General features: G+C 56.9%; 19 protein-coding genes and 1 pseudogene. 10 read left to right on the forward strand and 10 right to left on the reverse strand.

The features are described from left to right. Positions 1-1,144 precede the first annotated feature (1,144 nt). The 4 genes from ACHZCJ_RS12300 to ACHZCJ_RS12315 all read right to left on the reverse strand — a co-directional run bounded on the left by ACHZCJ_RS12300 (position 1,145) and on the right by ACHZCJ_RS12315 (position 7,738). Positions 1,145-2,314 carry a patatin-like phospholipase family protein gene (locus tag ACHZCJ_RS12300; protein ID WP_321326794.1) on the reverse strand — a complete coding sequence of 390 codons (1,170 nt, stop codon included), beginning with the start codon at positions 2,312-2,314 and terminating at the stop codon, positions 1,145-1,147. Continuing rightward, the gene (locus ACHZCJ_RS12305) at positions 2,307-4,595 is read right to left on the reverse strand and encodes a ThiF family adenylyltransferase (protein WP_321326795.1); all 2,289 of its coding nucleotides are present in this window, start codon (positions 4,593-4,595) and stop codon (positions 2,307-2,309) included. The genes ACHZCJ_RS12300 and ACHZCJ_RS12305 overlap by 8 nt, the downstream gene beginning before the upstream one ends. Further along, positions 4,595-5,767: a hypothetical protein gene (locus tag ACHZCJ_RS12310; RefSeq protein WP_321326797.1), complete on the reverse strand. Its 1,173-nt coding sequence runs from the start codon at positions 5,765-5,767 to the stop codon at positions 4,595-4,597. Before ACHZCJ_RS12310 ends, ACHZCJ_RS12305 begins: the two co-directional genes overlap by 1 nt. A 246-nt stretch (positions 5,768-6,013) precedes the next feature. Further along, entirely contained in the window at positions 6,014-7,738 is a 1,725-nt protein-coding gene (locus tag ACHZCJ_RS12315; RefSeq protein WP_321326799.1) for a recombinase family protein, read from the reverse strand. Between the two features lie 30 nt (positions 7,739-7,768). On the opposite strand from ACHZCJ_RS12315, the pseudogene ACHZCJ_RS12320 reads away from it, so the two are divergent. Then, positions 7,769-8,650, forward strand: a pseudogene (locus tag ACHZCJ_RS12320) (YifB family Mg chelatase-like AAA ATPase); the annotation flags it as partial. Positions 8,651-8,704: 54 nt separating this feature from the next. Here the strand turns inward: ACHZCJ_RS12320 and ACHZCJ_RS12325 are convergent. Both ACHZCJ_RS12325 and ACHZCJ_RS12330 read right to left on the reverse strand, forming a co-directional pair. Next, entirely contained in the window at positions 8,705-9,127 is a 423-nt protein-coding gene (locus tag ACHZCJ_RS12325; RefSeq protein WP_236554039.1) for a polymer-forming cytoskeletal protein, read from the reverse strand. Then, positions 9,120-10,313 (reverse strand): peptidoglycan DD-metalloendopeptidase family protein, encoded by a 1,194-nt coding sequence (locus ACHZCJ_RS12330; RefSeq protein ID WP_321326802.1) that lies wholly within the window; start codon positions 10,311-10,313, stop codon positions 9,120-9,122. The genes ACHZCJ_RS12325 and ACHZCJ_RS12330 overlap by 8 nt, the downstream gene beginning before the upstream one ends. Positions 10,314-10,560: 247 nt before the next feature. On the opposite strand from ACHZCJ_RS12330, the gene ACHZCJ_RS12335 reads away from it, so the two are divergent. From ACHZCJ_RS12335 to ACHZCJ_RS12375, 9 genes are all read left to right on the forward strand, one after another. Further along, on the forward strand, positions 10,561-11,814 hold the full coding sequence (locus ACHZCJ_RS12335; protein WP_159647169.1) for a glutamate-5-semialdehyde dehydrogenase: 1,254 nt from the start codon (positions 10,561-10,563) through the stop codon (positions 11,812-11,814). A gap of 10 nt (positions 11,815-11,824) precedes the next feature. Next, complete coding sequence (locus ACHZCJ_RS12340; RefSeq protein WP_159647171.1) at positions 11,825-12,466, forward strand: nicotinate-nucleotide adenylyltransferase; 642 nt, start codon at positions 11,825-11,827, stop codon at positions 12,464-12,466. A 92-nt stretch (positions 12,467-12,558) separates the two neighbouring features. Continuing rightward, a complete protein-coding gene (gene rsfS / locus ACHZCJ_RS12345; protein WP_159648058.1) occupies positions 12,559-12,882 on the forward strand; it encodes a ribosome silencing factor in 324 nt (107 codons plus the stop codon). Between the two features lie 12 nt (positions 12,883-12,894). Next, positions 12,895-13,317 carry a 23S rRNA (pseudouridine(1915)-N(3))-methyltransferase RlmH gene (locus tag ACHZCJ_RS12350; RefSeq protein ID WP_159647173.1) on the forward strand — a complete coding sequence of 141 codons (423 nt, stop codon included), beginning with the start codon at positions 12,895-12,897 and terminating at the stop codon, positions 13,315-13,317. Positions 13,318-13,322: 5 nt separating this feature from the next. Next, positions 13,323-14,519, forward strand: a complete 1,197-nt coding sequence (locus tag ACHZCJ_RS12355; RefSeq protein ID WP_321326806.1) for a peptidoglycan DD-metalloendopeptidase family protein — start codon at positions 13,323-13,325, stop codon at positions 14,517-14,519. Between the two features lie 127 nt (positions 14,520-14,646). Beyond that, positions 14,647-16,011, forward strand: a complete 1,365-nt coding sequence (locus ACHZCJ_RS12360; protein WP_159647177.1) for a S41 family peptidase — start codon at positions 14,647-14,649, stop codon at positions 16,009-16,011. Between the two features lie 9 nt (positions 16,012-16,020). Continuing rightward, positions 16,021-16,506 (forward strand): disulfide bond formation protein B, encoded by a 486-nt coding sequence (locus tag ACHZCJ_RS12365; RefSeq protein ID WP_321326808.1) that lies wholly within the window; start codon positions 16,021-16,023, stop codon positions 16,504-16,506. Then, positions 16,499-17,038 carry a demethoxyubiquinone hydroxylase family protein gene (locus ACHZCJ_RS12370; protein ID WP_321326810.1) on the forward strand — a complete coding sequence of 180 codons (540 nt, stop codon included), beginning with the start codon at positions 16,499-16,501 and terminating at the stop codon, positions 17,036-17,038. The genes ACHZCJ_RS12365 and ACHZCJ_RS12370 overlap by 8 nt, the downstream gene beginning before the upstream one ends. Positions 17,039-17,091: 53 nt before the next feature. Then, positions 17,092-17,715, forward strand: a complete 624-nt coding sequence (locus ACHZCJ_RS12375) for a hypothetical protein (protein WP_394700113.1) — start codon at positions 17,092-17,094, stop codon at positions 17,713-17,715. On the opposite strand, the gene ACHZCJ_RS12380 is transcribed toward ACHZCJ_RS12375, so the two are convergent. From ACHZCJ_RS12380 to ACHZCJ_RS12395, 4 genes are all read right to left on the reverse strand, one after another. Next, complete coding sequence (locus ACHZCJ_RS12380) at positions 17,716-19,488, reverse strand: DUF885 domain-containing protein (protein WP_394700114.1); 1,773 nt, start codon at positions 19,486-19,488, stop codon at positions 17,716-17,718. A 310-nt stretch (positions 19,489-19,798) separates the two neighbouring features. Next, positions 19,799-21,325, reverse strand: a complete 1,527-nt coding sequence (locus ACHZCJ_RS12385) for a PH domain-containing protein (protein ID WP_321326816.1) — start codon at positions 21,323-21,325, stop codon at positions 19,799-19,801. Continuing rightward, positions 21,322-21,867, reverse strand: coding sequence for a PH domain-containing protein (locus ACHZCJ_RS12390; protein WP_321326819.1), 546 nt, complete (start codon positions 21,865-21,867; stop codon positions 21,322-21,324). Before ACHZCJ_RS12390 ends, ACHZCJ_RS12385 begins: the two co-directional genes overlap by 4 nt. A gap of 68 nt (positions 21,868-21,935) precedes the next feature. Beyond that, on the reverse strand, positions 21,936-22,913 hold the full coding sequence (locus ACHZCJ_RS12395; protein ID WP_321327795.1) for a nitronate monooxygenase: 978 nt from the start codon (positions 22,911-22,913) through the stop codon (positions 21,936-21,938). Between the last annotated feature and the right edge of the window lie 20 nt (positions 22,914-22,933).

Genomic DNA, 22,933 nt, shown 5'->3' on the forward strand with positions numbered 1-22,933 from the left:
AATCGGCCGTCATCCGATTTGCAGGATTTATGACTGTGAGGGCCGCTGCAGCTTTCTAGTGTCCGCAGGACGAGGAACCCCCATGGTAACGCTCGATCGGTGGCAAAAGGAAGGTCAGGTATGATTGGTTCGTCGTGAAGCGAGGACAAGAATAGCGTGACCAAATTGTCTATATGGTGCGCCCTAAGCATCGGATCACTTCCATTTTCCTGTGAAAATAATTGCAAGAATCTGCTTTTTCCGTCTCACCCAAGCATAAATACAATTATACCCTGAAGGCGAAAGCCAAGGTTTGGCACCAAATGAAGGCCACTTTGCTGCGGAAGAAGACGTAGCGCTGAAGTCCCCTCGGGTCAGGGCAGGGGCAGAATCGATCTAGTCCGCTGCAGGCGGTAAATTTTGGTCGATGGCAAAGCAAACCAACGCGATATGTTGGAATGCACGATGGCGGCACTGAGAAAAAGCAACCGCCGCGCTCAAGGATTTGTGGCTCTATAGCACCTTGAGCGAACCGCTGGAATGTAGCGGAGCGTAAAAGGAGACCGGCCAGCCGCCCTTACCTCGCCGAGGTTGTTCTTATGGAGTGTGAACGGACGTTTACGGTAAACAAGTCCCGATCACATTGTTCCCCGCGGAGGGAATAGTGTGACCGAAACGTCCCGGTAAATTTAATCATCTAGAACCCTAAAAGATTATCAGAATATCGACAATTACTGGTAGTCATTCAACAATGTAGAAATAATATATCATGAAATATTATATTCTACTGTTGATCGTACAAACATAAAAAATAGACAGGCTGAGCCGTCAGGCTCGATGGACCGAAGGGACAGCAGTAACCGAGTTGAACAACATGGCTTTCAAAAGTTCTTTATTGTTCTTCAATGTGCCTTGTTTAATGCTTAAAAGCGGCTCTCGTTGATCGAATGAATAATTATCGTTCCCCAGAGCATTACCACTCGTTGACGCCTTATAGCCGATTTTATCAGCAATTTAGCGACGGTAAAGGTATGCATCGGGAACGTATGTACGTCAGCTTGTGGGCCGGTAGCGGCCTGGCGACTTTCGGGCGGCCCTGATCCGATAGCTGACATTCAATCGTGTTCGATTGACCCATTGGCTTACGACTAACGTCAGGCCTTCCTCAGCTTTTGGGCACTCCATAATAATCTATCAGTAATTTGGTCAGCTGCTCGCCTCTAGTGCTTAACCGCACGATGTCATCTTCCTTCATCGCGCTGAAATTGGTCGGATAGTCGAAAGTTTGCCCGCGACGTACTAGGTCATGTGGCATTGACGGCAGTTTCTCGTCGATCTGGCCGAGATAGGGGAGTAGGAAGCCTTTGATCTGTCCTGTTTCCCGCATCCTGTGAAGCAGTTCGTAGGAAAGCGAATGCGTTCGCCGGTGGATGGTATTGACCGTCGCAATCATCCGGTCAGCCCAAAGGTAAGAATTGTCTTTTCCGGATGGCATCCCTTGTCCAGCGTCGCAGGCTATAATGAACTCGACATCGTGCACCGCAATGCTGTGTTCCGCAGAACGCCCGGGCAGCAAGCAGGTGATGCCGAGATTGTCGTAGATTCCGCCGTCGGTCAGCAGAACCCGGTGCTTTTTTGTTACCCCTTTCTTCTCGAACGTGAGCGTTTGGTCGAAGGACGGGAGCGCTGCGGGGTAGCAGGCGGACGCGGCAACGGCTTTGGACACTAACGGTACTTCACCCGTCAGCGCTCCGAACCTCCATGCACCGGACTTCTTCGATCCAAACCGGAATGCCGTTCCGGTGGTAAGTTCAGCCGCATTGATCTCGATATCCAGACCGGGCCTCGCGACGTCAGCAATTGTAACGTTTTCGAATACGCGCTTTCTCAGGTGACGTTCGAAAGCAGTGGACCGACTGGCGAACCGTGGCACCGGCGCCTGCAGCCATCTTCGGGCGGCGAGTGGAACTAATCCTCCAATACCGATCTGCGAAAGGCCCATGCCGATCAGACGTATCGCACCGCCGATAGTCGCGAATGAACCCGACAATAACAGCGCGGCGACGATCTTAGGTGTCTCCAGCGAGAATAACGTCTGACGTGCGATCCCGCTCAATAGGCCTCGCTTCAGCAACGAGATTACGCGTTTTTCGAATTCTTCGAAGGGTTCGTCATGGAAGGCGTACAAAGCGGCGATGACACTGCCCCCCGACACCGATGACAATACGGTGACCCGGTTCAGCACGCCACTTTTGTGCAGGGCACGCAGGCATCCGAGATGGAACGCGATGGCCCGTGATCCTCCACCTGACAGTGCAAGGCCAATCTTAGGCATCTACGCTTCCGATCAGCTGCTCGAATTCTTCTGTACTGACGATCATAATGTCCCGGCGTTTAAAAAGGTAATACGAATATGTAGGCCGGGCGGCGCTATGCCCCACAATGAGCATCACCACATGCCGCGGAGGATTGGCTTGGACCCGCAAAAGTTTCGCCATAGCGAGTAGGTCTTCATCGCTTGGCCGGCCTTGTGATACGGGATGTGTATGCCAGAGCCCAATGAAGCGGCTGGACCCACCACTTTGCCTTTTCCGCTTTTCGTTCCATTCACGGGTTTCTTTTGTGCCGCATTCGAACTTTGTCTCATTGGCTACACTGTCCGATGGTGGTCCTGACGCACCATCGACGTAAATCCGACGATGCGCTTCGTCGATCTCGCCGAAGAGCAGTCCGCCCGTCTCCACGTTTGCAGATATCTTCCGCGCGTTCTGCCTGACATGATTGGCCAAATCCTGTTTCGCGATTCTGGTTTCCAGCACTTGGTAGTTGTGATTGATCTCCCGCGTGACGCTGATCCCAGAGAAGACGCTTCCAAGTGCTCCATCGCTTGCATGGTCAGTCCACACTGCCGGAATGAGGTCGCAGCTTGCTGCGTCCCGACGGAGCTCGGCGATGCGTCTGAACGCCAAGTTTAGCAACATACCTGCATGCGCGCTCATATCGGATGCGGACGCCCTGAAGGTGGGACTCGAACAACCTGGTTCGGGCTGGAACGGCACACGATCAGCGGGCTTGGGCCAGAAGGCACGCACTGCAGCGTGGTTTATCTTGTCTTTCATAAACCGGATCTTCGATGATCGGTCGATGCCGATGATTCCGAAGGGGAACTCCGGCATCTTTACTATGACGGAGCCGCACTGCGCCGCGCCACTGACCGATACTGATATAAGCGGAACCGTGAGTGATGAGTTCCGGAGCGTGCTTTCTAGGCTGTGCGCCACGCTGGCAGATGCGGTTGCGTTGATGATGAGATCGAAGGACCCGTCGGCAAGTGCTTCATCAAGTTGTGGTGCTAGATTGTAGGTCTTTGAAGTGATTGCAGTAGATAATCCCAAAGCTATTAGGCTGCGTGCCAACTGCTGGGATTTGGAATAGCCCACATCGCTATCGGCGAATGATTGACGAACGAGAATGCCTGGTGAGACCACCCCGTTGTCGACGATCTCAAGCTCTGTTGCTCCAGCCCTCACGATGTGTTCGGCGATGGGCGAACCAAGGGCCCCACACCCTAGAAGCAGGACGCGCTTACCAGTCAGCATGTTGATGGAGGTGCCGACATCCCTTCGGTTCGTGACCTCGGGTCTCGCCTCGAACTTGCGGCACCACAAAGTTTCAGCCGTCACCATCCATTTTGCAACGGCTTTGATAGCATCGCTTTGGTCGGTGACTTCTTCGATGATATCTTTGAGTGCGTTCACCGCGTCGGTATCTATTTCCCAAGCGGTGAGGTGCTGCCTGATAGGCCCACCCGCTTCCTTGCGGCGCATCGGCGCACCGATTATCAGATGGATGTTCGCATCGCGATCCGCCGGTCCGGCTAGATCCCTTAGGCATGGATAGATGATGTCCATAGTCACACCGGCCGCATCCAATGTTCCAAGCAGGCCATCGACTGTCGATGGGTATTCCATCGGCAGGTCTTGACCGAGCAGGATCGCAGCAGCTATTTTTTCGTTTTCACCGAGCGGTTCACCCGAACCCAATTCCCGCCATTCCTTGACGTCGAACCGGCCTTTCCGCTTCTGCGTCAGTAGGGCCTCACCGATCCACGGCGCACCGCCTTTCGGTACATTGGGCGTATCGACCGGAAAGACGAACGTTGTGTCCGATGTCGAATATGCGACAGGCGGATGAAGCGGTGCGTCGTCTGCGTCGAGTTCGCCCTTTCCAGCAGCGATCATCCATTGATCAACGCGCTCAAAGAAGTCGTAAAGACCGCCTTTTGGCGACCATTCCGTTTCACTGGATTGGTAGAGGCAGATATATCTTCCCCACTGGACATGGGGTTCGCCAATATATCGAGAATGGGCGAAGAATAGGCTCGGTACCTCGAACGGGAAGCGCCTGGGTAAGAGGAGTTGCACCGGTTCACGGTGGCGGAAACGGAACCCGGCATCTGTTCGATATACGCGTGTCGCTAGCGATAAATCGCATCGAAGATGGCTCTGGTCCTTGAACAAGACCGGCTCGGCCCTGAAACTCAATGCTCCGTTACTGGCATCGATGATGTCGTGAAGTTGGGACAGGGCCAAGACCTGTCCATCCGTCAGATCCATCAGTCGGAGCCAAACCCTAGCTTGTCCTGCGGTACATCGTCGCTTCCGCGCGAATCCTTCACGCCGACAAGTAGTGCGCTTTTGGAAGCGGTATCTGACTGCTCCTGCGCGCTGTCGGCATCATGTTGAACCAGATTGGCACCATCGAGTACGAAGAGCAGCGCCTCTGCCGAATCGCCGTCGTCATGCGTGCATACGAAGCCGCCTCCTGCGATCTCCGAATAGCGGTCCTTCGCCTTCGCGTGTGGAGGATTATCGCCACTCTTGTTCGTGGACGGAACACTAAGACTGCTGGCAACGATCACTCCATCGCCCACTTGCAAGCGGTCCAGATCGTCGAGTATGTCTTGCTTCAGAACCTCTTTCTCATCCTCTGTCTGATACATGACAGACTTGCTGCAATGATGTGGCGCCAAGAGGATCTGCCATTTCAGGTTCTCTTCGTTGTTGTTCTTTGTTGTGATATCGAGAATTTCGCGGATGGTCGGATATTTGTGGTCGCCGAACAGCAGCACTCCGCCCTCTTCTGGATCGGCGCCGAGCACCACCTGCATGACCAGGCTGGTATCATTACGGTCCCCAACGATCTCGTCCTTTTTGAACGGGCCGTGGATGAACACACGAAAGTCATCGCTCAGGTCCTCGCCATCCAGTTCGGTGACGGTGTTCCCGGGTATACTGAAAAATTCGGATGGAAAGTCCTTGTATTGGTCTTCCTCTAGCAGCGTGTCGTAGCCGATCAGACGAACCCGGTTCCCGTCACCTGGGTCCCCACCAGCCTTGATGGCTGCCTCGACACGGCGGTGCGCTTCATCGCGGAACGCTTGAGCGTCGTCGCACATCGAGGTGTCGTCATCGTCATGTTCGCGGAATACCCTGGGAGTGAACCACAACTCGCCTATCGTGACCTGTTCAAGCAGGTCGGAGAAACCGAGGATGTGATCCTCGTCTGGATGGGTCAGAGCAAATCCAGAGAGATAAGGCATGTCACCACGCTGCGGAAGGTGCTCGACAAGCCGGTCCACTATAGGTGCTTGATCAGATTCATCATCCTCGGCTTGCGTCGTTGAGCGCAAGTCGACCTGAAACATCACCTCGTCTTCTTTGATAACAAATGTTGTGCTGTCACCAGTGCCAACCGGCCAGAACAATACACCGCGCTCGTTGAACATCGCAAATTCTCCGTAACAGATCGGAATTTCTACCACAGCCCCGAGCAGAATGAAACAAGAACAAAATAATTTTAGGTGGAAAGCAGCGAGCGAGGGCGATCTGTCGAGCCAGTAGCAATACCGCCAACCAATAAAATTAGCACCAAGCTTCAAAATCAGCTGTAAGTCGACCGCTTTTCAGCATGTTGACAGCTTACATTTATGACCGACTCTGGGGCGCGAAGCAGACACCGGTGAATGACCGGTTTACGACTTCGGCAATCCCCATTGCTTCTTGGACAACTCGAATTCCGCCGATGATTCAAATGGCAAAAATTGCCAAATTAATGGATCAAATTTGTGTATCGACCCGTTGTGGTAACGTAGGTTGATTTCAAACGAGAATCGATGACATAGCTTTTCGAAATTTCTATAAGATCGGTTGAAAGATGCGAACCATTCGGGATTGCCATTCATTAGTTCAATCGGCTCGTGGGAAGTCGGGGTGATCGTAATATGATCGATCAACAGACGCATTTCAGCGGCAAGTTTTTTCCGTAGCATAACATTTTCAGAGCTAGATTGGTCTCGTTTCAGCTTTTCAATCAGCTCATCGCGCGCATCGGCAAAACGTTGATCTTGAAATTTCTCCAGTTGATTCAGTTCTGCTTCATTTAGTTTTTTTGCTTGTTCCAGTTCGGCCTGTTGCTTTTCAGATTCCGTCAATTTTTTCACCAGATTAGGTAAGGGGGCGTTTCCCATTCCAATCGCAGAAACGAAATTATTAATCTGTTTGTTAACGGACTCGATTTGTCGATCCAACTCAGCGTTGATTGATTTCAGGTTGCCTGTCTTTGTCACCGATGATGTGTCATTCAAGATCGCTTCAAAATCGATCGATTTGATAGCTTCAATAATGGCTGGCTCTAGGTCCGAGTACCGCCAAGAGGGAGCCTTACATTTCCCCTTCATCAAGCTGACCGAGCATTGGATGTATTGCCCCCCTTTGGGACCCTCACCCTTGTTTATGTATCTCATCCCAGCGCCACATCGACAGCGCAGGAGACCACTGAAGATATTTCTGTTTTCAGTTCCTTTTCGGCCGGAGCCACTTATCTTGCGATTTGCGATAGCCAGTTTGGAAGCTCTGAAAAGCTCATCACTGATTACCCTCGGATAGTAGTTTGGCACCTCGTCGCCGTCTGGGACTTTAATTCGTTTGTCCTTTACGACAGCAAATCTCATAGGCTGAAATTCACCTAGGACAGACCTGTTGGAAAGCAACTTCTTAATATACGATTCGTGCCAAATACGGCCAGAGCCCCAAGGTTTTTCTTGCCGTTCATTTAGCTTGGTAGCGATGGAATAGGCTCCCCAACCATTGCTAGAGAGAGAAAAGATTTCTTGTAGCAATTCTACCCGATCACTGATGGGTTGGATTTTTGTCAGATCAGATGAATATGACAGCCAGCCAGGAATTCGTTGCTTAGTTACTTTCCCAGACTGAATAGCCTTTCGCTTTCCTTCCCATGCGGATCTCATCCGCTTCGATTTTACTTTAGATTCATCGTGTGCTCGCATCATTGAGCCAAGCGCTAAAAATAGCACTTGCGGAAAATTCTCAATTGAATCCTGAGAATACTTTTGACCGTCTGCAAGCGTAACAACTGTGATGCCGCCATCAATGATCTTTTTGAGCAGATCGAACGCTTGCAAAGCATCAGCTCTTGAAAGTCGATCCAAAGACTCAAGTATCAGAAAACTTCCGGTATCAATTTTCCCTTCTTCTATTGCTGTGAGAAAGAGTGACAGTTTGCCATTTTTCGCGTTGGCGCTTCGAAACGCAGAGACCCCGATATCATTAATGATATCCTGAATTTCCAGATTATTGTCTTCGGCGTATTTCACTGTATCGCGATATTGCCGGGCAGCTGAATCTCCCTTGAGCTGCTCTTTTGTCGACATTCTGATGTATGAGTATGCTTTGTTCATCGATTTAACGTATATCATAAATTAATCAGCTATAATAGGCTGATGAACGGCCCTCCGGGATCGGGCAAGTCGCTGCTCGCCTCCTGTCTGCCCGGCATATTACCGCCGCTTTCCCCGTCCGAAGCGCTGGAAGTGTCGATGGTGGCATCGGTGGCCGGCACGCTGGAAGGTGGCCAGATGTCGCGCCAGAGGCCCTTTCGTGCTCCGCATCACAGCGCATCGATGGCGGCGCTGGTCGGTGGCGGGCTGAAGGTGCGACCGGGAGAAGTCAGCATGGCCCATCTCGGCGTTCTGTTTCTCGACGAATTGCCGGAATTCCAGCGAGCGGTGCTTGATTCGCTGCGGCAACCGCTCGAAACCGGGGAGGTCAGCGTTGCCCGGGCCAATGCCCATGTCACCTTTCCGGCCCGCATCCAGATGATCGCGGCGATGAACCCGTGCCGTTGCGGCCATCTCGGCGATGCCGCGCTGGCCTGTTCACGGGCACCACGTTGCGCGGCCGACTATCAGGCCAAGGTCTCCGGACCGTTGCTCGACCGGATCGATCTGCACATCGAAGTGGAAGCCCTGTCTGCCGCTGATCTGACCATGCCTGCACCGGCCGAGGGTTCGGACTGCGTGGCCGTGCGGGTCGCCCGGGCCAGATCGATCCAGAGTCAGCGCTATCTCGATCTGGACGCTCGGACCAACAGCGAGATAGACGGTGAGACGCTGCAAATATATGCGACGCCCGACGAGCCCGGACAGGCGTTGCTAGGGCAGGCGGCGGAAGCGATGCGACTAACCGCGCGCGGTTATACCAGAGTGTTGCGCGTATCCCGCACCATCGCCGATCTAGCCGGCGCAGCGGATATTGGCCGAATTCATGTGGCCGAAGCGCTCAGCTATCGGAGACAGGCGCCGCGCAACTGATGCTGGCCGCGCAATCGCGAGAACGGGCAGAATGGCAATGCGAGGGTATCGCCGTCAGGCCGCCCGATCGTCCGAAGTCAGCTCCAGTGGAATGGCCATTTCTTTCACGTCCACTGTCGACTTGGCAAGATTTGGCGATTTGCTGCTGCGATGCTTGAACTTGCCGTCGACATGGCCACCCTGCTCTATCGTCACATTTTCATAGGTGACGTCACCGCCGATACGGGCGGTGGAGGCAATGGCCAGGTCGCCAGCGTCAATCGACCCCTCGACCGCGCCGGACAGGCTGGCATTCTGGGCAACAATCGCGCCCTTGATCTTGCTTGACGGGCCCTGGACCAGCGACAGGCATTTGACGTCGCCGATGACTTCTCCGTCGATATGCAGATCGACCTTCGATTCGATATTGCCGGTGATGACGATACCGTCGCCGATGATCGAGAAACTCGACCCGCTGCTGCCGCTGCTTCTAGCCACGGTCGGCGCCTGACTCGGTGCGTTTCGGTGAGCTGGCGCGCTGTCGCGCGATGGCTTTGATCTTGAGAACATCACTATTCGCCTCTAAAAATGGTCGGGGGTTGATGGCGCGTCCGTTTAGCCGCACCTCGAAATGCAGATGGGTGCCGGTCGAACGCCCGGTGCTTCCCATAGCCCCCAGTTGAATTCCCTGTTCAATCTTCTGGCCGGTGGTTACGCCGATCTTCGATAAATGCGCATAACGGGTCATGAGGCCGTTGCCATGCGTGATTTCCACCGTCTTGCCATAGCCGGATTTCCATCCGGCATGGGTGACCTTGCCGCCGGCGGCCGCGAGGATCGGAAGGCCGCGAGGCCCCTTGAAATCAATGCCGCTGTGCATCGCGCCGCCGCCGGTAAACGGGTCGCGACGATAGCCATAGCTGCTCGATATCATTCCCGTGCTGGAAGGCTTGCCAGACGGAATCGCGATCAGCGTCCGCTCCAGTGCGTCCATCCGCTGCAGCGCCAGATTGAGCCGTTCGAGCGTCGGGTGCAGTTGCTGGTCCTTGTTGCTGAAAAAGGGAATCAGCGGACCACCCATGGCTGCCATGGAATTCTTGGTCAGTTTCTCGGGATTCAGGCCAAATTTGCGGATCGCTTCCTCGGCTTGCTTGGTGCGCTGGATTGCGGCCATGGTGAGGCGCCGGGCGAATTTTATCTGCCGGGCTTCCAGTTCGGCCAGCCGCGCTGCTTCGGGGAAGGCGGCGCTGATCTTGCGGGTGTTTTCGAATAGTTGCTCATCGGCCTGTTTCTGGGCCGCTGTTTCGGCGGCCTCCGTCTGCTCGCCGACAAACTGCTCGGTCATCTGGTCGAGAACATCCTGCCGTTGCTTGAGATCGGCAGCAACATCTTCAATCGAAGCCTTGTAACTGGCGACCCGGCTTTCGGTGCTGTTGACCTCGGCTTCTTTCTGGGCAAGCGCCATGCGTTCGCTTGTCACCGTCAGTTGATTGACCATCATGGCCAGCGTGACCAGAAGCCAGAATATCAGCGCCGCCGCGACAGTATAGAAGAGACGTTTCTGCAATCTTGCCGAAATCGTCAGAAAACGGACCTGTCCGTGCGATCGCATGAAAAATTCGCGATCCGTAAACATATGGTCCAGCCGGGCTTTTAGCCCTTTTCCGGTATTTTGTTTGTGCATGACCCGCCGTAGCTATTCGTAATCCCCGATGGTTCGCTAGCAGAGGGTAGCCGGGCTGGCGACTCACAGCGGGCCGACTCGTGACGAGTCGAACGAGTCATACGATGAATTGCACGATATCGTCTGATATGTCTGCAGAAAAGGCGATTCGCGGGAACGGACTGTTGCTCCGGGACAAATTTTTCTTGCCGGAATATGTGGCGATTGTGGGTTAAATTGCCGCCGCCGCCATGCTAGCAGCCCCTCTATGACTGAATCTGCAAAACTGATCACCGACATGGGCCGCAAGGCACGGGCTGCATTCTCGAAGCTGACCGGCGTAAGCGATGCCCAGAAATCTGCCGCCCTGAAAGCGGCTGCGCGTCATCTGCGCGCCAATCAACAGACCATATTGGCCGCCAATCAGCGCGATGTGGAAAGCGCCCGGGAACGGGAACTGAGTGCTGCCATGATCGATCGTCTGATGATCGATGAAGGCCGGCTTGAAGCCATTGCGTCTGCAGTGGAGCAGGTTGCGGACCTGCCCGATCCGGTCGGGCAGACCATCGATCGCACCGAGCGACCCAATGGCTTGGTGATGGAACGGATCCGGGTTCCCCTGGGCGTTATCGGCATTATTTACGAAAGCCGCCCCAATGTGACCGCCGATGCGGCAGCGCTGACGCTGCGGTCCGGCAATGCTGTCATCTTGCGCGGCGGGTCAGAGGCGATCAACAGCAATCGGGCGATTTTCGAAGCCATGGCGGCGGGCGTTGTCGAAGCGGGGCTTCCGGCCGATGCGATCCAGCTGGTCCAGACCACCGACCGCGCTGCGGTGGGCGCCATGCTGAAGGCCAGTGGCCTGATCGATATTATTATTCCGCGGGGTGGCAAGTCGCTGGTCAAGCGGGTGCAGGATGAAGCCCGGGTGCCGGTGCTGGCGCATCTTGACGGTATCAACCACAGCTATATCGGCAAGGACGCGGCTCAGGACAAAGCGATTGCCATTGCCGTAAATGCGAAGATGCGGCGCACCGGCATTTGCGGCGCCATGGAAACCTTGCTGATTGATCAGGATTATCCCGCGCCCGGCCCGCTGGTGCGCGCGTTGCTCGACGCTGGCTGCGAACTGCGCGGCGACGACAGCATTCTTGAACTGGACGAGCGGATCGTCTCGGCAGAAGCTCCGGACTGGGACACCGAATATCTCGCGCCGATATTGTCGGTCGCGATGGTCAACGGCGTCGACGAGGCGCTGGCGCATATTGCCGAACATGGTTCGCATCATACCGACGTCATCGTCACCGAAGATGCCGATCTGGCCGAACGGTTCATCCTGCGGGCCGACAGCGCGATCGTGATGCACAATGCCTCTAGCCAGTTTGCCGATGGTGGCGAATTCGGTCTGGGCGCGGAAATCGGCATTTCTACCGGAAGGCTGCACGCGCGTGGTCCGGTGGCTCTGGAGGGACTGACGACTTATAAATGGGTGGTACGCGGTACCGGGCAGATACGGCCTTGAGTGGGATTCGGTGAAGACCACCGGCCTGCTCGGCGGATCATTCAATCCGGCTCATGGCGCGCACCGCTCGATCAGCCTGTTTGCCGTCGAAGAACTGGACCTGGACGAATATTGGTGGCTGGTCTCGCCGGGCAATCCGCTGAAAGAAGGGGCCCGAGACATGGCGCCGCTGCATGCGCGGCTGGCTTCGGCCCGGAAAATGGCGCGCCGCAGCAGGATCAAACCGACGGCCATCGAACAGGACCTGGGCACGCGCTATACTTACGACACGCTGCGCAAACTGGTGCGCCGCTATCCGAAACGGCAGTTTGTCTGGATCATGGGAGCGGACAATCTGGCGCAATTCCATCGCTGGAAGGACTGGCGAAAGATCGCCCGATTATTGCCGATTGCAGTTATTTCGAGACCCGGCTATGATGACGATGCTTTTGCGGCTCCCGCAATGGCCTGGCTGCGGCGCTTCGTCCACCCCGCGCGCCAGCGTCGTAACTGGACCAACTGGAGTACGCCGGCGCTGACATTCCTGCGCTATCGTCCCGACCCACGCTCGGCCACCGCGATCCGGATGGCCCGGCCCCATTGGCATCAGCAATATGATGATCGCCGCGTCCGCGACGCGGTGACACACCGGCTGATTGGCCCAGAAGATTAGGATTTAAGTTGACGAAACCGAAGGTAAAAGCTCTGAAATCTGCCACTTCCAAGGAAGGAAAGGCCGAATCAGACGCGCTCCACGCGCTTGTCATGAAATCGCTCGACGATGATCAGGCGCAGGATGTTGTGTCCATAGCGCTGGCCGGCAAAAGCAATATTGCAGACCATATGGTGATCGCCGAAGGGCGTTCGACCAGGCAGGTCGCAGCGATTGCCCAGAAGCTTGCCGAGCGCGTAAAAAAAGCGGGCGGCACCGCGCGAATCGAAGGCCTTGCCAATGCCGACTGGGTATTGATTGATGCTGGCGACGTGATCGTGCATCTGTTCCGGCCGGAAGTCCGCAGTTTCTACAATCTGGAACGGATGTGGGCTGTCGACGAGGAAGGCGATGCGGCGGAAGTCGCCGAAGCCTGATATAGCCGGGCGATGAGGCTGCATATCGTCGCCCGCGGCAAGATCGGCCGCAGTCCGGAAGCGGAGCTTGTCGACCGCTATGTGAAACGGATCGGCTGGGATGTGAAGATCAGCGAGCTTCCGGATCAGGGCGGCAAGATGCCGAAACTGCAGGGCGTAACCAGAATCATCGCCATGGACGAGACCGGTGAAAACTGGACGTCGAAGAAATTTGCCAACCTGCTGTCCACCTGGCGTGATGATGGCACGCGCGAAGCGCGGTTCCTTATCGGTGCCGCAGACGGCCTGAGCGCGGACGAACGCGCCAGCGCAGACCATTTCTTTTCCTTCGGCAAGGCGACCTGGCCGCATATGATGGCGCGGGCGATGCTGGCAGAGCAACTGTTCCGGGCCACCGCTATCATCGCCGGTCATCCCTATCACCGGGAAGGATGAGCAAGATGATACGTGCTGTCTTTGCCCTGATCGTCTTTCTCGGCCTTGCCACTACCGGTGCCGCGCTGCTTTCTGCGCAGTCCTCCGGGCCCAGCCTTTCCGAACAGCAACGCAGCCTGCTGGCCGCACGCGAACAGTCCGAGCGTGCCCGCCAGCGGGCTGCGGCCCTGCGTCGCCAGGCCGATGCGGCCAGCAATGATGCCGACCGGATCGCCGCTGAAGCCGCTGCTCTCGCTGCCCGCATCCAGTCCGCAGAGGCTGATATCAGAGCCGCCCGTACCCGTATTGCCATTGTCACCAAGCTCCAGCAGCGCCAGCGTACCCGGCTGGCGGAAAAACAGGGGCCAATGATCCGACTGACGGCAGCGTTGCAGATGATGACCCGCAAACCGACCGCACTTGCCTTGGTGGAGCCGCGGTCGCTTGACGAGCTTATCTACATGCGCTCGATCCTTTCTGCGGTGATGCCCGAAATTGAAAGGCGGACCGCCAGCCTGCGCGACGAGGTCAGGCAGGGTGAAGCGCTTCGGCAGCAGGCGGCCCGGGCGCTTGCCTCGCTCGACGAAAGCCAGCGTCGGCTGACCGAAAGGCGGCGGCAACTGGCCAGTCTCGAGGCCAGTGAACGGATAGAAGCCCAGCGATTTTCCGATGATGCCGGGATCGAGCAGGATCAGGCGCTGGCGCTTGGCGAGGAGGCGCGCGACATATTGGACCTGATGGACCGGATACGCGAAAGCGGAGCGGTGCGCGAATCACTGGCTGGTCTGGAAGGCCCCGTGCTGCGGCCCGGCCAGGGTGAGGAGCCACCGGTCGACCAGGCTTCGCCGGAGGGCGACCTTGCCAGTGCTTATCGCTTGCCGGTGATTGGAGATATTGTCACCGGCCTCGGCGAGATATCGGATAGCGGCTATCGCTCGCGTGGGCTTACCATTGCTGTCGATCCCGGCGCGCAGATTGTGGCGCCGGCAGCCGGCCGGGTGGCCTATTCCGGGCGCTACCGGGGCTATGGCAATATATTGATCATCGAACATGACGGCGGCTGGACCAGCCTGATCACCAATATGGTGTCGAGCGGTTTAGCGGTCGGCGACCGGGTGGGGCAGGGCGCTCCGGTCGGGCGGTCGGGTTCCGATGATCCGACAGTCACTATTGAGCTGCGGCGCAATGGCAGACCGATCGATATTGCCGCGCTGATTGGCTGAAAAAGGACTCAAGGACACAAAAAGCGTCGTTGGTCGAACGCTTCCGTCATTATTGGTTAAGCTGCTTTGCTTTACGGACGATTCCAGCCTATATTTGGCGCCGATTTAGACCGACAGGACATTATTGATGAAAAAGCCCGTTTTGCAAGCCGCCGCTCTTGTGCTGACCGTCGCGCTTTTGCCCGCGACAACTTCTGCAATTTCGGCCGTCGACGCAAATACCTATCGCGAAATGGAACAGTTCATGAGCGTCTTTGAGCGGGTGCGGAACGACTATGTCGACCAGGTTGACGATGCCGATCTGATCAAGGGTGCCATCGAAGGCATGCTGGCCAGCCTTGACCCGCACAGCAGTTTTCTCGGCGCCCGGGATTTTGAAAATCTGCGGACCCAGACCGATGGGAATTATGGTGGCCTCGGTCTCTCGGTGACGCTGGAAGACGGTGCGGTGAAGGTCATCGCTCCGTTCAAGGACACGCCTGCCGACAAGGCGGGTGTCAAGGCGGGCGACTATATTACCCATATTGATGGCGAACTGATTTACGGTGGCACGCTGGATGAAGCGGTCGATGAAATGCGCGGCAAGCCCGGCGAACCGATCACCATCACGATTGTCCGCCCCGGCCGCGACAAGCCGTTCGATGTTTCCATGAAGCGCGCGATTATCGATCTCAAGCCGGTTACCTGGGAAGTCCGGGACCAGATCGGCGTGATCAGCATCAACAGTTTCTCCAATGACACCGGTGCCGATGTTGCTGCCGCGATTGCCGGTATCGACCAGTCGCTGGGCAAGAAGCCACTCGGCTATGTGCTGGATCTGCGCTCCAACCCGGGCGGACTGCTTGACGAAGCGGTGTCGGTTTCCGATGTTTTTCTGTCGCGCGGCGAAATCGTGTCGCAACGGGGACGCGAAAAATCCGATATCGAACGCTATTTTGCCAAGAGTGGCGATGCCGCTGGCGGGCTGCCGGTGATTGTACTGATCGACGCCGGTTCCGCGTCGGCTTCCGAAATCGTTGCCGGTGCCTTGCAGGACCATCATCGCGCGCTGGTGATGGGTGAGCGCAGCTTCGGCAAGGGATCGGTGCAGACCTTGCTGCCGCTATCCAATGACAGTGCGCTGCGGCTGACCACGGCGCGCTATTATACGCCATCGGGCAAATCGGTGCAGGAAGGCGGGATCGAACCGGATATCAATGTGCCGCAATTGTCCGACCCGGATTACAAGACCCGTCCGCGGTTCCGCGAATCCGACTTGCGCCGCCATCTGGTCAACGAGATCAAGTTGGAAGACGAAGTGCTTGAGGAAGACAGCAAGGATGATCCCCGCTTCACCCAGACGGCCGAGGAGCTGAAAGAGCAGGGCGTGGAAGATTTCCAGTTGCATTATGCGTTGCAGACCATTGGCCGCCTCGGACCCGACGGACTGAAAATGGCGATCAACAAGGCGGCGAAAAAGCCTGCCAAGAAAACTCTGGTCGCGAAAAACTAGGGCCGAAGGATGGCAAGTTTCCGCAACGCTGCCTTGTTGGCGTTCCTGCTGCCGGCGGCATTGCTCGGCGGCGCACTGATTGGCCAATATGGCTTTGGTCTCTACCCCTGCGAGATGTGCATGTGGCAAAGATGGCCGCATCTCGCTGCCATCATTCTTGCTGTGCTTGCGTTGATATTGCGCGACAGATCGGCAGCGCTTTTTCTCGTGATTGCCGCTGCAATCGCGATATTGGTCAGCGGCCTGATCGGCGGATATCATGCCGGAGTCGAATATGGCTGGTGGGAAGGACTGACCTCCTGCGCGACCAATGTGCCGACCGGTGGCGATATGCTGGATTCGATCATGAATGCGCCGCTGACGCGTTGTGACGTTGCGCCCTGGACGCTGTTCGATATTTCGCTGGCCGGATTCAATTTCCTCTTGTCCGCAAGCGGTGCCGTTCTCATTTTGGTTATGCTAGCCAAGCGGCGAAAGGATGCAGGCCATGTCTGAGACAAAATTGGGACAGACGAGAGCGGATATCGCGTCGATGATCCGGGTCAATCAGGCCGGGGAATATGGCGCGGCGCAAATTTATAGGGGCCAGCTGGCGGTGATGGGCGACCATGCGCCGCAAAGCAGTGAAATCCACCATATGGCGGAACAGGAGCAGCGGCATCTCGATGCTTTTGACCAGATGATTACCGAGCGCGGCGTGAGGCCCACAATTTTGCAGCCCTTCTGGAAAGTGGCCGGCTATGCGCTGGGCGCGACCACCGCCGCCATGGGGCCGCGTGCGGCAATGGCCTGTACGGCGGCGGTCGAAACCGAGATAGACAAACATTATCAGGAACAGCTCGATACGCTCCAGGCCGAAAGCGAACCCGAACTGACCAGTAAGATTGCGGAGTTTCGCGAAGAGGAATTGGAGCATAAGGCAACAGCGATTGCATCGGGGGCGGAAGATACGCCCGGCTATCCGGTGTTGAGCGCGGCTATCCGGCTGGGTTGCCGGGTAGCGATAGGATTGTCGAAACGAATCTAGGGAGCGTAGACCGCTTCAGCACCGGTTCAGGCGGGTGTGAACAAAGGAACGATATGATGAAGAATTTTTTGCTCTCCTGTGCTGTGCTCTCCGCTACCGCTTTGTCCGCCGTACCGGCGCAGGCGCAGGATCAGGCAGGAGACCGGGTCAATCAACTGGTTATCTACGGCGATGACCCCTGTCCCCAGAGCAGCGAAGACGAGATTGTTGTCTGTGCGCGCAAGGACGAGGGAGAACGCTACCGCATCCCTGAAACATTGAGAAGCGGCAGTCTTGGCGATGCCAAGAATCAGGCCTGGTCGGAACGCGTCAGATCCTACGAATATGTCGGCGCTTCCGGCACCAGCAGCTGTTCGCCGACCGGCGCGGGCGGCTTCACCGGATGTACGCAAGAATTATTGCGTCAGGCCTATGCCGAGAAGGGCATTGATGACACGGTCAACTGGGGTCAGTTGATCGAGGAGGAACGTCAGAAGCGCCTGTCGCGAATCGACTCCGAAGCCGAAGCGGTGGAAGAGCGCTTGCTGGAAATCGAAGCCCAGCGGGAAGCGCGTGAAGCCGCCGCCGAGGCCGCCAGAGATCGGCTTGATGCAAGGGATGCGGATGCGCTGGAAGCCACCAATGATCTTGCCGTGCCACCGGGGGCGGATGAAACCCCCGGTCCGGATGATGAATGACTAGCTAGCCTTCCGGGCTTCAATCCAGCGGTTCACCTGCGCTTCGAGCATGTCGAGCGGCACCGCACCCTGTCCCAGTACCACGTCGTGAAATTCCCTCAGGTCAAATTTTGCGCCCAGTTCGCTCGTCGCTTTCGCGCGTAATTCGCGGATTTTCAGTTCGCCCATTTTATAGGCCAGAGCCTGGCCAGGCCAGCTGATATAGCGGTTTACCTCGGCCTCGATATTGGCCTCGCTGAGCGCGGTATTGTCGGTCATGAAATCGATCGCTTGCTGCTTGCTCCAGCCCTTGCTGTGAATGCCGGTATCGACGACCAGCCGGCAGGCCCGCCACATTTCATAGGACAGCCGTCCCATATTCTTGGCGGGCGTGTCGTAAAGGTCCATCTCGATACCAAGCCGCTCCGAATAGAGGCCCCAGCCTTCGACAAAGGCGGTGAAAAAGGCACCATGTTTGCGGAAGTCGGGCATATCGAGTTCCTGCTGCAACGCGATTTGCTGATGGTGACCGGGCACTGCCTCGTGCACGCTCAGCGCTGGAATTTCCCAGAAAGGCCGCTGGTCGAGCTTCGACGTGTTGACATAATAATAGCCGGCAATCCCGACATCGGGCGAACCGGGATTATAGTAAGCGGTGGTTGTGCCTTCAGCGGTTTCGGCAGGGATTTCCTTGATACCGTAGGGCAGGCGCGCCAGCTTGCCGATGATCGAAGGCATTTTGCCATCGATCATCTTGGTCACGCGGGCGACCTTCTCCATCAGCTCTTCCGGCGTCTTGGCGTAATATTGCGGATCAGTGCGGAGATGCTCGATAAAGGCATCGCTGCTATCATAGCCGGCCTCTTTGGCCACCTCGACCATCTCGGCGCGGATTCGCGCCACTTCGCTCAGGCCGATATTGTGGATCTCGTCGGCCGACTTGTCCGTGGTCGTCATTTGGCGGATGCGGAAATCATAATATTCCGCGCCGCCGGGTTGTGCCGAGACGCCCGGTGCCTTGGCGCAATTCGGGGCATAGTCTTCCATATACCAGTCGAGATGCTTCTTTATGGCAGGATTGATCAGCGCGCTGATGGTGACCATGGCGCTTCCCGCCAAGCCTTCAAAAACTTCGGGGTCCATGCCGTCCGGCACTTTGCGTTTAAACGGTTCGAAAAAACGAGATTCGCGCGGATCATCCGTGATCAGACCGGAGATGCTTTTTTCGTAACCGACCATCGACACACAAGGCTGGACATAGCCGCCGGCAAGGGCCTGGTTGGCAACTGCAATCGACTGGTCATTGATCTTGGCATATTGCTTCAGCCGGTTGATATAGGTCTGATAGTCCTGCGCGTTGCGGAATGGCAGATTGTTCTGCATGCTGGCAAAATTCTGGTGCCAGCCGCCACGATTGGTGAAGTTGATGGTGCGCTGGCCATAGCTGTTCGCTTCAATCTGCTCAGCCAGCGAGCGGCGCAATATCCCGTAGTTGGTCTTGTCATCCTCGCTTAATGTCGCCGTGTCGATCGCGTCGAGTTGCGCGAGCCAGGCCTTTGCCTTGGCCACGCGCCTGTCTTCCGCCTCCAGACTGGCATCGCTGACCCGGCCGACAGGATCATCGACCCCGAGCGAGGAGGCAAATTCGGGATATTGTTCCAGCTGATAGGCCCAATAGGCGTCTACAATATCTTTCAATCCGGGATCCTGCTGGGCGATAGCCGGTGTTGCGAACGCCACAGTCGCCGCCGTTCCCATGGCCAATATCAACTTGCGCATCTTCTTCCCCTTCATATAGTCGCCAGAACTGACGGAGATTGTCATTTTCATAAAAGCAGAGACTAATCGGTCGCGTGGGCACAGGCAACTTCTTCTGCCCTATGGATTTGACCGCGTGCTAGGAATATTGGCGATCATTCTGATGCTAGGCGTAATCGCCGCTGTCCTACGAGGACAGGACCAGTGGGCGCAAATTTCCTAGTCGGTCTGGGTCCATATAGTCTCGATCAGTCTTGTCCTGCTGCCTACCCCCGTCATGCTGTGGCGGCCGCGCGGGGACCGGCGGCTGGGATGGGTCTGGTCGGTGGCTTTTTCACCTTTCCCTTCAACCGCATGTTGGGCGGCTGGCTGTTCGGCTGAGCAACTGGCGGCGGAGATCGCTCGCCCGATCCAGGCCAATAGCCCGTATGGTCAACGGTGCAATCGCTGACCCGCCGGCGATACCGATGATGATTGTGGCGAGATCTAGCGGATGATCCCATGGCGTTTGGCCGACATCAACCGTCTGGATCTTGCTGAGCGGTAGCACCGTCAATCTGCGGCGCCACCATCCGGACCGGACGACGAGCTGGCCGTCGCTCAGCGCATATTGATGCTGTCGCCAGTTGAGAAACAGGATGAAGCTGACCGGAATGGCCAGCAGCAGGAGCGTAGAAAAAGCCGGATGAACGGCGGATGCCGTCACGGCGGCAAGGGCGGCGGAAGCAAAGCAGATCAGGATTGCGCGGCGCCACCAGAGGGCAGGGTTGACCGGATGAAATTCCACGTCCTCTGCTGGTGGAGAGATATTGCACTGGCCCAGAATTGCGTCGATCTCTGGGCCGGTCGCGCAAGGGGCGGCGCTATGGTCGGTCTCTCCGCTGGCGTCACCGGCGAGCGACTTGAATTTCAGATGATACCAGCCATAACGCTGGCGCACCGGTCCGGTCTGGATGATCGCTGCCTGGACCCGGTGGATCGGCATGACCATGTCGGTCAGGGTGAAAAGACCGCGCCGCCGCCGGAAGCCGGCTTGCCCGCTGTCGACCCGGTCCAGGCGGAAGCCATATTCGCGGATGAATGTGCGAATGATCCCGCTGACAAATCCGACGATGATCAGCGAGAAAATGGCGCCCAGAACACCCGCGACCCGCATCCAGAAGCTCAGCCCGTCGATGATCTTCTGATTGGACAGAGCATTGAACCAGTTGCGCGGATCGAAAAAGTCGCCGGGGAGCAGGAAGTCGAGATTTTGCGCGAGGGCACCCAGAATGGCGAGCAGCACAAAGGAGAAGTTGAACAGTCCCGCGATGAAAATTCGGCGGTTGTCCATTGCGAACAGCGGGGGGGGTTCTTCGGTGGCATGCTCTTCGATCGAGCGTGGCGAGTCCGCGCTCCGGCCGGCCTTGTAATCTCTGATCGTGTCGCGAAGCTCTTCTGCATCGGACCGTGTCAGGGCTTCCAGCTGGCCATCCTCGCCGCCACCCGAACCGGTTTCCAGCGCGACCGTCGCAAGGCGGAGCAGGCGATGGGGCAGCTTCTGTTCGAGGCTGACATCCTGAATGCGGTCAAAGGGAATCGAGCGGTTGTTGCGGTTGAGCAGGCCGCTCTTGATCCGGATTTCGCGTTCGGTAACCTGATAGGTAAAGCGCGACCAGATCAGCGTGGTCACCCCGGTGACAAGCGCCACCAGTGCCAATGCCGCAAGCATCGTATAGGCGATATTCTGGTCGAACAGGCTGAAGTGGAGCACCGCAATAGCGACAATATTCCGTCCGATCATCGACAACGATTTCAGTATGATGCTGAGCGGGTGCAGGTGCCGGAACGGCGCGCTGTCCTGCGCTGGCGATGTGTCTGCGGCCTCGTTCATATCATGTCTTGGCGGATATGGCCCTTGATCGTGTCGCGCATTTCCTCGGCATCGGCGGTGGCCAGGCCGGGCAAGGTGACGATACTGTTATGCGTTCCGGCGGTGTGCACGATCAGGGTCGAGAGGCCGAAGAAACGCTGCAACGGGCCTTGCGCGACATCGATATGCTGGATCCGGTTGAACGGGACTATCGTGTCGGTGCGCCAGAGATAGCCGCGGAGCACCCGCAATTGGGCGTCACCCATGTCATAGCCCCAGCGGCGGTAGATGCGGTGCGGCAGGATAGCGACCGTCAGTAAGGCAAGGACCGCGGCAGGGATCAGGACCAATCCCGCCGGCATCTCGTGGTGCATATAGATCAACGTTTCGGCGACCGATGCGAGGATCAGCAGGATCAGCGCGCGCAGGATCATCTGGGTCCGGAGCAGATTCTCATGCGGCGGATGGAGCGGCGTCAGACCTTGATTATAGCTGGGCGACAGAACGGAGTCCGGCGCGGTGGCGGGATCGGAACTGGAAGAATTGGAAGCATGTTCGGCCATGGGACTGATATGGCCGAACTGTGTTATCGAAGCAAGACAGATGATGCGTGATGCAGCACCATTCTGACCTAGCGGGCCAGAGCGGTTTCGGCCTGTTCGATCAAAGATTTGATAATTTCGGCCACGGATTCCTCGGTCTTGACCATGCCGACAGATTGCCCGGCCATGACACTTCCATGTTCAATATCGCCATCTATGACCGCTTTTCGGAGCGCTCCTGCCCAAAAATGTTCAATTTGTAGCTGCGCTTCGCCCATTTCTATCTCGCCCGAATCCAACAGTTTGGCGACTTCGATCTGCTTGCGGGTAAATTCTTCGGTGCCCTTGTTTTTCAGCGCGCGGACCGGGATCACCGGCAGCCGTGGATCGACCTGGACGCTGGTAATCGCGTCGCGGGCGTTGCCGCGAATGAAGGCTTTCTTGAAATCCGGATGGGCAATCGATTCATGGGCGCAGACAAAGCGCGTGCCGAGCTGGACGCCGCTGGCCCCCATTTCGAGATAGGCGGCGATCATGTCACCCGTGCCGATGCCGCCGGCAACGAAGACCGGCACCTGATCGGCGATTTCCGGCAATATTTCCTGCGCCAGTACCGAGGTTGATACCGGTCCGATATGGCCACCGGCTTCCATGCCTTCAATAACGATAGCATCGACGCCGGAACGGACGAATTTCTTGGCCAGCGCCATCGCGGGTGCAAAGCAGATAACCTTCGCGCCGGTCTCCTTGATTGCTTCCAGGCTGCCCTTGGGCGGCAGGCCACCGGCCAGCACGACATGGCTGACCTGATGCTTGCCGCAAATGGCAATCAGCTCCATCAGGTCGGGATGCATGGTGATCAGATTGACGCCAAACGGCTTGTCGGTGCGTTTTTTCGTCTCGGCAATCTCGGTGTCGAGCAGATCCGGGGTCATCGCGCCGCAGGCGATCACGCCAAAGCCGCCGGCGTTGGAAATCGCGCTGACCAGATTGCGTTCCGATACCCAGGACATCGCCCCGCACATGATCGCGGTGTCGCAGCCAAGAAAATCGGTGCCGCGCTGCATCAGGCTTTGGAGATCGCTCA

This window comes from uncultured Parasphingorhabdus sp. (assembly GCF_963677535.2).
Lineage (GTDB): Bacteria > Pseudomonadota > Alphaproteobacteria > Sphingomonadales > Sphingomonadaceae > Parasphingorhabdus.